Below are 12570 nucleotides of genomic sequence, written 5' to 3'. Positions count from 1 at the left end.
CGACAGCGATGGTGAGCGCCCCCCAGCGTGAGCAGGTTGAGCGTGTAGCCGCGTGCCCAGAGCACCAGCAGGGCGACCACGATCGACACCGGGATGGACAGCGCGGTCACCAGTGTGGAACGCAGCGACAGCAGGAACACCAGGATCACCAGGACGGCGAACCCGAGGCCGAGCACGCCCTCGGTGGTGAGCCCTTCGACGGCCTTCTCGATCGACGGCGCGCTGTCGGACGTGATGGTGAGCTGCGCGTCCCCGCCGAGCTCGCGTTGCAGATCGGCCAGCTGGGCGCGGATGGCGTGCGAGATCGACACCGCGTTGCCGTCCGGGCGCATCGTCACCGACAGGCCGATGCTCGGCTTGCCGTCGAGCCGGGTGAGCGAGGTGACCTCGTCGGGCACCAGGTCGACGGTCGCGATCGAACCGAGCCGCACGGGCGCGGGAGGAGGTTCGTCGGACTTCGGTTCCACGGCCACGAACAGGTTGCGGACGTCGTCCATGGTGCGCAGTCCCGCGCCGACCTGGATCGCGAGCGACTCCTTCTGCTGCGTCAGCGTGCCCGCCGGAGCCGCCGAACCGTTGGAGCGCAACACTTCCGAGACGGCCGCGGTGGTGACGCCCGCGGCTGCCGCCTTCGCCGGGTCGAGCGTGATCCGGACCTGGTCTGTGGTGCCGCCGAGCAAGTCGACCCCGCGCACCCCCTGCACGGTCTGCAGCTTCGGCACGACCGCCTGCCGGAGCCGTGCGGTGAACGCCCGCGCGTCGGCGGTGCTGGTCGCCGACACCTGCATGATCGGGACGTTCTCGAACGAACCGGCGCTCACCTGCGGGTCGCTGCCCTGCGGCAGCTGCCCCGAGATGCGGCCGACCGCGGCCTGCAGCCTGCTGACCATGTCGTCGGACGGTGTGCTGTAGTCGAACGCGACCTCGACGCTCGCCGACCCCTCGCGGGAGACCGATGTGACCGAGGTGGCGCCGTTGACCGACTTCACCGCGGTCTCGATCGGTGTCGTCAGCTGCTGCGCCACGATGTCCGGTGGCGCGCTGGGGAGCTGCGCGGTGATCACCGCCATCGGGAGCGAGAGCGGTGGCAGGAGCTGTTGTTTGAGCTGGGGGATCGCGTAAGCGCCGAAGCCGAGCACGATCACGGTGATGAGCGCGACCAGCCCCCGGTTCGCGAGGCTCAGCCGAGCCAGTGCGGACATGATGGTGTGCCCCTCGGGTCAGTTGGGATCTTGGGCGTTCACCATCGCCGGACCGGCGGCCCCGGCGCGTCGTCCCGCGGCAGTCGGCTCGTACCGTGTCCGGAGCGCGCCGGATACCGCGTCGGGATGACGCGCGGACCGGACGGCGTCCCTACGATGAAATGCATGGAACTTGCCGGTTTGCGGCGGTCAGCCGGGCTGCATCCACAGTGGACGGACGGCGCGGTGGGCCTCTTCCTGGCCGTCCTCTCGATCGCGATGACGCGCGTCTCCCCGCTCGGCGAGCCCCGGGAGGAGATCACCGGGTACCACGTCGTGGCCGCGGTCGTGGTGTTCGCCGCCGTCGCCTGCCGCCGCCTGGCGCCGTGGCGGGTGCTGGTCGGCACGACGGTTGCCGGGTTCCCGATCACCGTCGGGCTGGGCGGGCAGCCGCTCGCGCTGACGGTCGCGCTCATGATCGCCCTCTACACGGTCGCGCTGGTGACCGGCCGCCGCACCCTGTGGTTGAGCACCGTCGGCGTGTTCCTCGTGGGGTGGCTCGCGAGCATGATCGGCGGCGCCGCGCCGTGGTGGGATCCGGGCACCAGCGTGGATCTCGCGTTCCTCGGCATGGCCGCCGCCTACGGGGACGCCACCCGGAGCAGACGGGCCTACGTGGCGGCGGTCGAGGACCGCGCGGAGCGGGCGGAGAGGACCCGCGAGGAGGAGGCGCGCCGCCGGGTCGCCGAGGAGCGGCTGCGGATCGCGAGGGAGCTGCACGACGTGGTGGCCCACCACATCGCCGTCGTGAAGGTGCAGGCCACCGGCGCCCGGCATCTCGGGCCGGGGCACGAGGAGCAGACCGCAGGAGCGCTGGACGCGATCAGTCGTTCCGCCGACGCGGCGTTGCGGGAGATGGCGTTCGTCGTGGGTCTCCTGCGCGAGCCGTCACCCACCCGGCCGCCGCGCGGGCTCGCGCAGCTGACCGATCTGATCGAGGACGTCTCCGGCCACCTCGCCGTCGAGCACCGTCAGAACGGAGACGCGCGGCCACTGCCCACGGCCGTCGACGTCGCGGCGTACCGGATCGCGTTGGAGGCGCTCACGAACGCTCAGAAGCACGGCGACGGGACCGCCGCTCTCACCGTCGCCTACGACTCGCTGGGGGTCACGCTTGACATCACCAATCCGTTGGGCCGCAACCAGAACAGCGGGTCCGGCTACGGCATCCCCGGCATGCGTGAGCGCGCCGAAGCCCTCGGCGGCAGCGTCACGGCAGGGGTGGACGGATCCGGCCGGTTCGCGGTGCGCGCCTCCCTGCCCGCGGTGACCTCATGATCATCCGGGTGTTGCTCGTCGACGACCAGCCGCTGATCCGCGCCGGTTTCCGGATGTTCCTCGCCTCCGAACCCGACATCGAGATCGTGGGAGAGGCGGACAACGGGCGGGAGGCCGTGCGGCTGGCCGGGACGTGCCGGGCCGACGTCGTGCTGATGGACATCCGGATGCCCGAGTTCGACGGCATCGAGGCGACCCGGGAGATCGCCGCCGCCGAAGACCTGGCGGGCGTGCGGATCCTCGTGCTGACCACGTTCGAGAACGACGAGAACGTCGTGCGCGCACTCCGCGCCGGTGCGAGCGGGTTCCTCGGCAAGAACGTCGAACCAGCGGAGTTGTTGCGCGCCATCAGGGTCGTGGCCGCGGGCGAGGCGTTGCTGTCACCGGCTGCCACCCGCGGGCTCGTCGGTCAGTTCCTGAGCCAGGCCCGACCGGTTCCGTTGCCGCCACCGGTCGGGCTGGACCAGCTGACCGAACGCGAACGCGAGGTCCTGGTGCTCGTCGCCCACGGACTCACCAACGACGACATCGGCGAACGGCTCTTCCTGTCCCCGCTGACCGTCAAGACCCACGCGAACCGCGCGATGGCCAAGCTCGGTGCCCGCGACCGGGCTCAGCTCGTCGTCATCGCCTATCAGAGCGGACTGGTGCGGGCAGGGGACCCCGTGCCGTGATGCCGAAGAACTCGAGGGCGGCCGCGGCCATCCCCGCCGACGGCAGGCTGTGCCCCGCGCCCTGGACGCTGACCGCCTCGACCCTGTCGGCGTAGCGGCGGCGGTTCCAGCCGGGACGCGGGGTGTCGGTGGACGTCGGCGTCTGGCTCAGGCCCGCGACGTTGGTCCACTGCTCGATCTCCTCCTGCAGCAAGGAGTACGGCACGAGGGTGTCCGCGGTGCCGTGCCACAGCTGCATCCGCGGGCGGGGACCCTGGTAGCCGGGGTAGGCCTGGCGGACGGCGTCGCCCCACTGCTGCGGGGTGCGGTTCATGCTGCCGCCGGTGCACTTGCTGCGGCCCGGCGGGTAGTCCGCGGCGTTGGCGAAGCAGTTGAACGGCACGCCCATGAAGGCCGCGCCCGCCTTGAACACGTCCGGGTAGAGGGCGAGCATCTCGTTGGTCATCATGCCGCCGGACGACGAGCCGGTGGCGAACACGCGATTCGGGTCGCCGCCGTACCGCTGCTGGACGTACGTGACCATCGAGACGATCGACACGGGATCGCTGCCACCGCCCCTGCGCTTGGCGGCGTCGGACCACGTGTCGAAGCACTTGCCGAACCCGGCTTCCTGTTGCGCGCTCGGGTAGATCACGACGAACCCGAGCCGGTTCGAGAGCGAGGCGAACTCGCTGCCCGCGTAGAAGCCGGGTCCGGAGCCGCCGCAGCCGTGCATGGCGACCACGATCGCCGGTTTCGCGGGGCGGGCGTCCGGCACGTAGACGTGCATGCGCATGCGGCCGGGGTTGGTGCCGAAGTTCGTCACCTCCACCAGGGACGCCGCGGACGCCTGTGGTGCCGGCAAGAGGCTCGTGATCAGGACCAGGGTCAGGAGCGCGGTTGTGCGCGCGGTCATCGTCCACCTCCGGGCTGGGGTGCCCGAAGTTATTCAGATCTGTGACGGTCGTCAATATTTTGGCGAACGACGAAGGTGGGGTGTTCGACGAACAACGGTCAGCCGCGCAGGTAGCGGGTCACCATCGCGACCAGCTCGGTCTCGAACGTCTCGACGGGGGTCGTGCGCGGTCCGGCCATGAACTTGTGCGTGTTGATCTCGACGGTGAGCAGGACGAGCTCGGCGGCCATCGTGACGTCGCCGACGTGGATGTCGGGGTGCCGGGTGAGGATCTCGCGGAGCTGGGCGGTGCGCAGCTTCTCGTGTCGGCCGATCGTGTCGAGCAGCTCCTGTGAGACCGGTGCCTCCTCGATCATCACCCGGAGCAGCCGGGGATCGTCGCGGTGGCTGTCGATCGCGTCGCGCACGAGCTCCCGGACCGTCGCCTCCAGCGTGCCCGGCGAGAGGTCGAGCGTGTCGGCGCTGGTCCGGGCACCGCGGTCGATGTGCTGGACCAGGAGCTCGGCGAGGATCGCGTCCTTGTTCGGGAAGTACTGGTACAGCGAGCCGATGGAGATGCGGGCGCGCTCGGCGATGCGGTTGGTGGTGCCGGAGGCGTAGCCGTGCTCGGCGAAAACGTGAGCAGCCGCGGTGAGGATGCGGTCGCGGGTGAGCTCGGCGCGCACCTGACGGGGCTTGCGACGTGGCTCCAAGCGACGGTCTGCGGACGGCATCCTGGTCTCCTCGGCGGCGGTGAAAAGCGAGTAGTCAATACCTGAGCTAATGCTCACAATAGTGTCATGAACAGCGGAAACATCACAGTCCGCCGCCTGTCCACCGCTGATGAGCTCGAAGCGATCCTGGGACAGCCGCCGTCGATGATCATGCTGAAACAGATCAGCGTTCTCGATGAAGGCTGCCGGGCGGTCCTCGCGCGTTCGCCGCTGGCGGGCTTCGGTTACCGGGACGCGGATGGCGTGAGTCGCACGACGTTCATCGGTGGCGCGCCTGGGTTCGTGCGCGTTCATTCGCCCACGCGGATGTCGTTCACCCTGGCGGACGGGGAGGCGCACGGCCCGGTGTCGTTCGTCTTCCTCCTGCCGGGTGTCGGGGAAGCCTTGCGCGTCAACGGTTCCGTGACTCGTCGGAAGGGCGCGGAGACGTTCGTGGACGTCGCCGAGGCGTACGTGCACTGCGCGCAGGCCGTCATCCGCTCTCGGTTGTGGCAGCCGCCGGTGTCTTCCGAGCCGGCGCCGGAGGTCGAGGGCGATGGACCGTTGTGCGGTCCCGGCGTCGCGGACTTCGTCGCCGCAGCGCCGTTCCTCGCACTGTCCACTTGGGATTTCGCAGGCGGGAGCGACACGAGTCCGCGTGGGGATCACGGTGCTGTCGCGCGAATCCTCGACGGCAGGACGCTCGTCATCGCCGACCGCAAGGGCAACAAGCGTGCGGACAGCCTGCACAACCTCGTGCAGGACGACAGGCTTTCGTTCGCCGCGCTGGTTCCCGGCCGCACCGGTGTGCTGCACGTCCGCGGCCGGGCCTCGATCACCGACGATCCCGCGCTGCTGGAGCCGCTGGCGTTGCGCGGAATGCCCCCGCACGCCGCGTTGGTCATCGACGTCGAGCACGCCGAGGTGACCGCGAACGACGCCGTGACGCGGTCGCGGGTCTGGGCTTTGAGCACCCATCTCGACCGCGGCTCGGCGCCGGACCTGATGGTGATCGCCGGGAATCATCTCGCCGCGAACATGGCCGGCAGAAGCGCCCGGATGATCCGGATCGTCGCCGGGATTCCCGGGATCGGCCGGGTGTTGCGGTGGGCGATGAACCTCGGCTACCGGTCCGGGCTGCGCAAGGAGGGGTACGACGACGTCCAGGTCGGCTCGCCGCCTGTCGTTGGACCCGATGCGCCGCAACGGTTGCGGGAGGTGCGTGTCGCGGAGGTGCGCAGGGAGACACCGAGCGCGGTCACCCTCGTGCTGGAGGACTCCACGGGGGAGGCGTTCCAGTTCCGGCCGGGGCAGTTCTTCACGCTCGTCACCGACATCGGCCGCCGTGCCTACTCGGCTTCGTCTGCGCCAGGACCTCGGCTGGAGGTCACGGTCAAGCAGGTCGAGGGCGGTCGCGTCTCGACGCACGTGCACCAGAACATCGTCGCCGGGGACCGGTTGTCGCTTCGAGGTCCGTCCGGGGCGTTCCACGTCGATCCCGAGGCGGCGCACGACGTCGTGCTGATCGCGGCGGGCAGCGGTGTGACGCCGATGATGAGCATGATCCGCACCTTGCTGGCGGGATCGGCAGGCCGGATCTCGTTGCTGTACAGCAATCGCAGCCAGCAAGAGGTCATCTTCGCCGATGAGCTGTCCCGGTTGGCCGAGGAGCACCCGGAGCGGTTGTCGATCACCCACGTCCTGACGCGGGAACGTGGACGGCTCGACGCCGCTGGTGTCCGCGACTGGCTCACCGCGCTGCGGCCGTCCGGTGACGCCCGGTTCTACGTGTGCGGGCCGGAGGCGTTGATGGACACGGTCTCGGCTGCCCTGGCCGAGTTTGGTGTTCCTGACTCCCTTGTGCACCGCGAGCGCTACAGCAGTGGGGCGGACACTCCTGTCTCGGCGACCGCGCCGCAGGTGATGGTCGTCGAGGACGGCACACGCGTGGTCGTCGAGCCCGGCCAGACGTTGCTCGACGCCGGGCTCGCCGCAGGACTGCCGATGCCGTACTCGTGCACGGTCGGCAGCTGCGGGGACTGCCGGGTGAAGCTCCTCGGTGGCCAGGTCGCGATGAGCGGACCGAACTGCCTGACACCGCAACAGAAGGCCGACGGCGACGTTCTGACGTGCGTGGGCTATCCGTTGTCCGAGGTCGAGCTCGACCTCCTCGCGTAGCGGCGTCCAGCGCTGGGCTATCCGGCCTGATGCGGGAACATCGCGAACGACAGGTCGTCGGTGAGCGGTGTCGACATGTGACCCTCACCCGTCGTGTCCTCAAAGGACAGCAGCGCGCCCGGCCCGAACTCGCGGCGTTCCCCGTTCGACACCGTGACTGCCGCTCGGCCGGTCAGCACGACGAGCCACTGCTTGCGCGGCGCTACGTGCAGTTCCCACTCGGGCGTGCCGCCTGCGGGTTGTTCGACGACGAGCATCCGCGCCGCTGGAAACGGTCCGGACACCAGCAGTGGCGGCACACCTTCGACCGTGACCGTTGGTGTGCCTTCCACCTCGACGTCCTCGAAGACCGATTTGCCGTTCTCGTCCGCGAAAACCCTGACGTACCGCATGATCTGCAGGCTACTCTCGATCTTCGAGGTAGCGGGTGTGGTCGGACTGCCGTTGCGCGTCTGCCGCGTGGAACCGTTCGGCGACCCGCACGGCATCCTTGTGAAGCAACTCCAGCTGCCGCACCAGTTCCGTGCCCGAACCGCGGGCGGCGGAGTACCACCACGGCAGGTTCACGTAGGTCTGCACGGACAGCGGCAGATCGGTGCCGACGAGCCGCACCACCGCGTGCAGCGCATCCGGGTCTGCGCGTAGCTCGCGTGGACGGTCCAGCATGCCACGCAGGATCTCGGCGATCTCACCCAGCTTCGGCATGACCTCACCAGGCACGCTGAAACCCTGCACGCGCACCAGGAGCGCGTCCAGCTCGGACCGGAGCTGCCCTGCTTCTTCTTCGGGATCGGTGACCAGGATGATCCGTTCGGGCGGCGCGGCGAGGGCGCCCACGCCGTACAGGCCGATCACCACGACGACCCAGTAGGAGCCCGCGAGCCCAGCGAAGTGCAGCAGCAGGCCGATCAGCCCGCCCGTGCATCCCGCGAGGTTCTTCCAGGACGCCAGGTAGCGCAGCACCGGGTTACTGGTAGCCACGGATCTCCTTGAAGGCGGACGAGAGCGAGCGGCTGCGGGCGTCGAACACCTTGCCACCGCTCATCTTCGCGAGCCGGTCCATCTCGGCCGTGGCGCTCTCGCCGAACAGCACCGGGAAGATCGGGATGCCCTTGAGGTTCTGCTGCAGGTTGCGGTGGAACGTCTCGAACTGGCCGATGTCCTCACTGCCGGTGTTCTCGCCGTCGGTCATCAGCACGATCGAGGTGAACCTGTCCGGGTCCGCGTTGATCTGCTCGTGCAGCACGTCGTAGCCGCTGCGCAGGCTGCTGTAGATCGCGGTGCCGCCCGCCGCGTCCAGTGACGTGGCGGTGGTGCGGATCTGGTCGAGCACCGGGCGCGGGTTGTCCGCCGCCACCTCGTACTTCAACGGCGGTTGCGCGGTGCTGTTGAACGGCAGCAGGGTCACTTGTTCGCGTCCGTGGAACCTGTTGAACTTGCCCGCGAGCGACTCGTCGGCGCCGGTCAGTCCGACCAAGGCCTGCCTGAGGCCCTCGATGCGGTCGCCCTGCATCGAGCCGGACGTGTCGAGCACGTAGAGGGTGCGGGACGGGCGGCGCAGCTGGTCGAAGTACGTCGTGATCAGACCGTCCACAGCGGACTGGCTGCCTGGGAACGGCAGCTCGACGAGGTCCTTCACCGCGAACTTGCCGTCCAGCGGCACCTGCGGCACTGCCGGGCGGCGGTGCGTGGTGTCCATGATCCTGCGCTGGGCGTCCGGGCTCTTCAGGTAGTCCGACAGCTTCTGGTGCGCCTCACGGGCTTCCGACGACGCCGACGTGAGCAGCGTGAGCGGGTAGTCCGCGGTCACCACGCCGTCGCTGGGGTAGACCAGCGTCAGTTCGTTCTGCGACAACAGGACCGACTCGTAGTTGATCAGACCGTCCACTTTGGCGCCGGGATCCTCACCCCTGGCCCTGCGCTGGTAAGCCTCGGACAGCCAGCCGGACGAGCCCGCGGACAGCGTCTGGGCCGAGAAGAACTGCTTGAGCTGTGGCGCAACCGCGTTGATCTTGGCCGCGTCCAGCGCAGAGCCCGAACCGGACAGCGCCGCCGCGACGCCGACCAGTGCGGAGAAGCCGGAGTTGGAGGCGGACGGGTCGGTCATGCCGTAGGTGAACTTCCGCGCGCCCGCGGCCTCGGCGATCTCGGCCCAGCCGACGCGCTTGGAGTCCCAGCCGAGCTCGCGCACCTTCGCGGCGGGCAGGCCGAGGACGACGGGGGAGGACATCACCTTGGTCGGCGTGCCGAGACGTTTCTGGGCCTCGGGAACCAGTTCCAGGTAGCGGTTGGAGGAGAACCAGACGGCGTCGAAGCCCTGCTCGGCGGCACCGCTCGCGACCTTCTCCGCGCCCTCGATGGTGCCGGTGAAGCTGAACTTGACGCTGATGCCGGTGGCCTTGGCGGCCTCGTCGAGGACGGGCTGCAGGTCCGCGAGCTCGCTGCCGGCGAGGACGCGCAGCACGCCGGGGGAGGCGTCGCCGACAGGTCTGGACGGGTCTGCTTCGTCGGAACATCCCGCGAGCAGGGCCACGACGGCCACTGCGGGGATGAGGCGGCGGATCATGCGGGCTCCAAAGTAGTGGCGGGTCAAGACTGCTCACCGGTCTCGCGGACCCGGCTCAGGTGGTCGTGGGCGCGCCGGATCTCGGCGTCCAGCGCGGTCACCGTGCTGGACATCGAGTCGGCCGCGCGGGCCTTGAACGTGTCGATGGCGTCGATCGCCGCGTAGATCTGGTCGAACGACGTCCGCACCGCCTCGATGCCGACGGCGGGCGTCGCGGCGATGCGCTGGATGTCCTGACCCTGCAACGACATCAGCGTCGCGTTCGACCGCAGGATCGAGTCGGTGAGACCGCGCACGGCGTCGACCTGGTCGATCACCTCGCGCTGCCCGGCCAGTGCCGCCGCCACCGCCACACCGATGCGCAACGCCGTGACGGTCGTGCTGACCGCGCGTTCGATGCCCTTGATCAGCTCGTCGTTGTTGCGGCGTACCACATCCAGGGCCATGTAGCCCTGTGCGCACACGGCGAGCTGGGTCAGCAGGTCCTGATGCCGTTGCCGCAGTCCGAAAAGGACATCAGCACGCAACGCGGTAGCGCGACCGGGATCCGACAGGTCGAGGATGTCCACCTGCCGCCCGACGGCCTCGTCCATCTCCGCGGCGAGCGCGGCGTCCTGCGACAGCTTCGTCATCAGGTCCCACAACCGCTGCCGCTCGCCCTTGATGGCCGCGTTGTCGCGCTTCAGCGCGTCCTGGCCCGACCGCAGCTTCAGCACGATCCGGTTGACGGGCTCGTCTGCCGCCCGGAGCCTCGCCAAGAGCCCTTTCGCCGCGTTGCCACCGGGGATGAACCCGAGGATCTTGCGGCTGGTCAGCTTGGTCAGGTCCTGCGGGTCCAACTCGCGCACGGACCGTCGCAGCTCAACCAGACTCGTCGACACCTGCGCGCCATGCGGCGACGAGACCGAGGCCAGCGTGCGGTCCAGCATCCGGCCCGCGATCTGGGCCGCCACCCGCATCTCCGCCTCGCCCAGCACCAACGCCTGGTCGACGATCCGGCCGAAGTCCGGAGACTGCGGGTCGACCGCGGCCAGGGCGGAGATGAACTCCTGCGCCTGCGCGGACAGCTCGACCTTGGCGTCGTCCGCCACGGGAATCAGCCCGGCCGCGCGGTCGACCGGCACGGGCTCGACAGGATCCGGTGGCGTCAACACGAAGTCGTTCATCAGTACTGCTTCGCGATCGCTTCGAGCATCCGCTCCAGCGTCTCGTGCGCGGGCGGTTCGACGACGTCCACGATCGTCTGCGGCACGGTCAGGTTCTTCTCCTTGACGATGTCGTTGAAGTGGCGCGGCTCGGCGGTGCGGAAGCCGAACGTCGCGGCGAGCTTGCCCAGTTCGGCGTCGGTCTGCAGCAGCTGCCCGACCTTGTCCCCGTTCTCCCGCAACGGCACCAGCGTGTGCTTCGACAGCACGGTCGGCGCCGGGTAGAGCAGCTTCATGTCCGGCCGGATCGTCGAGTCGCCGCGCACCACCCTGTCGACGAACTGCGCCTCGTACGCGAGCACCAGCGGCGTCTTGCCCATCCCCGCGGACAGGTAGTCCTCGAACGGCCCCTCGGTGCTGCTCTGCGTGTATCCCTGGTCCAGGAACAGCTTCGACACCGCGGGCAGCACCTTGGCCTCGGCGTCCGGCGACGTGACGACGCCACCGTTCGCGACGAACGACGTGATCGCCAGGTACATCGCCGCGGAGTTCGAGTCACGCGGATCCGTCGTCGTGACCAGCAGGTTCTTGCGCGCGGGATACGCGGTGTTGTTCGGCAGCTGGTCCCAGCGCGTGCCCTTGGCGGCCAGGTCGAGGTACGCCTGCACGTCGAACGTCTGGTAGCCCGGCCCCTGCTTGACCACGCCCGCCTTGGTGAGCAGGTCGATGATCGGGTCGAACGTGGCGATCACCATCGGCGACGAGAACGGCGCGTACGTCCGCGCGGCCTTCTTGTCCTTCTGGATCTTCTCCGCCGCCGGAGCCGACGACGGGAACGCGAAGTCGTACGAGCTCAGGTCCGTTGCCGTCGCGATCTGCCGCGACCCGGCCGGATCCACCTCGACCTTGAGCCCGTGCTTCGCGAACACGTCCTTGACCCGCTGGTCGGCGAAGAAGGCGAGCTTCTCCGAGCCGATCACGCCGCGCACCGTCTGGAGCTGGGCTTGTTCGTCGCCCTGTCCGTAGACGATGGCCGCAACCACACCCACCAACAGCACGACCGCGAGACCGATGCCGAGTGTTCTCTTCACGTCACTTCGACGCGGTATCCGAGGCGATCGTCGCAACCGCAGAATGAACAGTCGGTGAACGAGCCGATGAGTTTCACGCGGCCGCCGAGTCTGTACAGGCATGAAGTTCGTGACGATCGGATATGGCTCACGCGAGGACTACGAGCGGACACCGCAAACTGTTCGCGACGAAGCGCATGCGCACGACCAGCGGCTCCGTGCCGCGGGGGTGGACATGGGCATGGCCGGAACTCCCGTGCAGGTGCGCAATCCCGAGAACACCGGGAGGAAGGTGGAGGAAGGCGCGTTCCTGCGGGCCGACCTCCCGATCGCGGGGTTCGCGATCATCGAGGCCGAGTCGCTGGACGACGCCGTCGCCATGGTCGCGAACACTCCGTGCGCGGTTGCTCACGGAGTGGTGGAGGTGTGGCCGCTAGAGCAACGGTGACCTGTCGCCCACAGACCACTTGTGGCCGAACGGATCCGTGAACCCGCCCTGCCGATGCGTGCCCCACGGGACCTGATGCTCCACGACCGCCGACCCCTGAACGGCCCCGGCCGCGACCGCGCGTGCCACGAAGTCGTCCGGGTCGTCGCAGAACAGCTCGACCCGCACGCTCGTGACCCCGGCGGGACTGGTCTCCGCGGGATTGTCCGGATTGACCTGGTGGACGAAGAAAGCAGCGCCGCCGATCGACAGACCGGCGACGCCGCCGAGGTTCCACAGCTCCGTCGCGCCGAGCGCGGTCCGGTACCAGGCGACCGCGGCGTCGGCGTCCGGGACGATCAGCATCACTGAGATCACCGGTTCGGACATGGTGACCAGCGTCG

General features: G+C 69.2%; 12 protein-coding genes and 1 pseudogene. 4 read left to right on the top strand and 9 right to left on the bottom strand.

The features are described 5' to 3' along the window. Positions 1-83: 83 nt before the first annotated feature. A pseudogene (locus AB0M24_RS16890) lies at positions 84-1202 on the bottom strand (efflux RND transporter permease subunit); the annotation flags it as partial. A 165-nt stretch (positions 1203-1367) separates the two neighbouring features. Here AB0M24_RS16890 and AB0M24_RS16885 point away from each other — a divergent pair. After that, positions 1368-2519 carry a histidine kinase gene (locus AB0M24_RS16885; RefSeq protein ID WP_363767604.1) on the top strand — a complete coding sequence of 384 codons (1152 nt, stop codon included), beginning with the start codon at positions 1368-1370 and terminating at the stop codon, positions 2517-2519. Then, the gene (locus tag AB0M24_RS16880; RefSeq protein ID WP_363767601.1) at positions 2516-3193 is read left to right on the top strand and encodes a response regulator transcription factor; all 678 of its coding nucleotides are present in this window, start codon (positions 2516-2518) and stop codon (positions 3191-3193) included. Before AB0M24_RS16885 ends, AB0M24_RS16880 begins: the two co-directional genes overlap by 4 nt. On the opposite strand, the gene AB0M24_RS16875 is transcribed toward AB0M24_RS16880, so the two are convergent. Together AB0M24_RS16875 and AB0M24_RS16870 are read right to left on the bottom strand one after the other, a co-directional pair. After that, complete coding sequence (locus tag AB0M24_RS16875; RefSeq protein WP_363767598.1) at positions 3144-4088, bottom strand: PHB depolymerase family esterase; 945 nt, start codon at positions 4086-4088, stop codon at positions 3144-3146. The two genes, AB0M24_RS16880 and AB0M24_RS16875, sit on opposite strands and share 50 nt — an antisense overlap. Positions 4089-4186: 98 nt before the next feature. Next, positions 4187-4801: a TetR/AcrR family transcriptional regulator gene (locus AB0M24_RS16870; RefSeq protein ID WP_363767595.1), complete on the bottom strand. Its 615-nt coding sequence runs from the start codon at positions 4799-4801 to the stop codon at positions 4187-4189. 66 nt (positions 4802-4867) lie between these two features. Here AB0M24_RS16870 and AB0M24_RS16865 point away from each other — a divergent pair, with 66 nt between their 5' ends. Then, positions 4868-6958, top strand: a complete 2091-nt coding sequence (locus AB0M24_RS16865; protein ID WP_363767592.1) for a 2Fe-2S iron-sulfur cluster-binding protein — start codon at positions 4868-4870, stop codon at positions 6956-6958. A 17-nt stretch (positions 6959-6975) separates the two neighbouring features. Here AB0M24_RS16865 and AB0M24_RS16860 read toward each other — a convergent pair whose 3' ends face one another. Genes AB0M24_RS16860 through AB0M24_RS16840 form a run of 5 tightly spaced genes read right to left on the bottom strand, consistent with a single transcriptional unit; the run spans position 6976 to position 11760 of the window. Beyond that, positions 6976-7350: a hypothetical protein gene (locus AB0M24_RS16860; protein ID WP_363767589.1), complete on the bottom strand. Its 375-nt coding sequence runs from the start codon at positions 7348-7350 to the stop codon at positions 6976-6978. A gap of 10 nt (positions 7351-7360) precedes the next feature. Then, entirely contained in the window at positions 7361-7939 is a 579-nt protein-coding gene (locus AB0M24_RS16855; protein WP_363767586.1) for a hypothetical protein, read from the bottom strand. After that, entirely contained in the window at positions 7926-9524 is a 1599-nt protein-coding gene (locus AB0M24_RS16850; protein ID WP_363767583.1) for a substrate-binding and VWA domain-containing protein, read from the bottom strand. Before AB0M24_RS16850 ends, AB0M24_RS16855 begins: the two co-directional genes overlap by 14 nt. 23 nt (positions 9525-9547) lie before the next feature. Further along, positions 9548-10690 carry a toxic anion resistance protein gene (locus AB0M24_RS16845; RefSeq protein WP_363767580.1) on the bottom strand — a complete coding sequence of 381 codons (1143 nt, stop codon included), beginning with the start codon at positions 10688-10690 and terminating at the stop codon, positions 9548-9550. Further along, on the bottom strand, positions 10690-11760 hold the full coding sequence (locus tag AB0M24_RS16840) for a hypothetical protein (RefSeq protein ID WP_363767577.1): 1071 nt from the start codon (positions 11758-11760) through the stop codon (positions 10690-10692). Before AB0M24_RS16840 ends, AB0M24_RS16845 begins: the two co-directional genes overlap by 1 nt. Positions 11761-11860: 100 nt before the next feature. On the opposite strand from AB0M24_RS16840, the gene AB0M24_RS16835 reads away from it, so the two are divergent. After that, positions 11861-12187, top strand: coding sequence for a YciI family protein (locus AB0M24_RS16835; RefSeq protein WP_363767574.1), 327 nt, complete (start codon positions 11861-11863; stop codon positions 12185-12187). Here the strand turns inward: AB0M24_RS16835 and AB0M24_RS16830 are convergent. Beyond that, entirely contained in the window at positions 12173-12556 is a 384-nt protein-coding gene (locus tag AB0M24_RS16830) for a VOC family protein (protein WP_363767571.1), read from the bottom strand. The genes AB0M24_RS16835 and AB0M24_RS16830 overlap by 15 nt on opposite strands. Positions 12557-12570: the final 14 nt, after the last annotated feature.

Origin of the sequence: Lentzea sp. NPDC051838 (genome assembly GCF_040681245.1) — a bacterium.
Taxonomy (GTDB): Bacteria; Actinomycetota; Actinomycetes; order Mycobacteriales; family Pseudonocardiaceae; genus Lentzea.
This window is presented reverse-complemented; position numbering and strand designations above follow the sequence as displayed.

Bases quoted from the DNA above. Each gene is read 5' to 3' on its own strand.
- AB0M24_RS16880 (WP_363767601.1), top strand. From the start codon at position 2,516: ATGATCATCCGGGTGTTGCTCGTCGACGACCAGCCGCTGATCCGCGCC.
- AB0M24_RS16870 (WP_363767595.1), bottom strand. From the start codon at position 4,801: ATGCCGTCCGCAGACCGTCGCTTGGAGCCACGTCGCAAGCCCCGTCAG.
- AB0M24_RS16875 (WP_363767598.1), bottom strand. From the start codon at position 4,088: ATGACCGCGCGCACAACCGCGCTCCTGACCCTGGTCCTGATCACGAGC.
- AB0M24_RS16850 (WP_363767583.1), bottom strand. From the start codon at position 9,524: ATGATCCGCCGCCTCATCCCCGCAGTGGCCGTCGTGGCCCTGCTCGCG.
- AB0M24_RS16860 (WP_363767589.1), bottom strand. From the start codon at position 7,350: ATGCGGTACGTCAGGGTTTTCGCGGACGAGAACGGCAAATCGGTCTTC.
- AB0M24_RS16885 (WP_363767604.1), top strand. From the start codon at position 1,368: ATGGAACTTGCCGGTTTGCGGCGGTCAGCCGGGCTGCATCCACAGTGG.
- AB0M24_RS16845 (WP_363767580.1), bottom strand. From the start codon at position 10,690: ATGAACGACTTCGTGTTGACGCCACCGGATCCTGTCGAGCCCGTGCCG.
- AB0M24_RS16835 (WP_363767574.1), top strand. From the start codon at position 11,861: ATGAAGTTCGTGACGATCGGATATGGCTCACGCGAGGACTACGAGCGG.
- AB0M24_RS16830 (WP_363767571.1), bottom strand. From the start codon at position 12,556: ATGTCCGAACCGGTGATCTCAGTGATGCTGATCGTCCCGGACGCCGAC.
- AB0M24_RS16865 (WP_363767592.1), top strand. From the start codon at position 4,868: ATGAACAGCGGAAACATCACAGTCCGCCGCCTGTCCACCGCTGATGAG.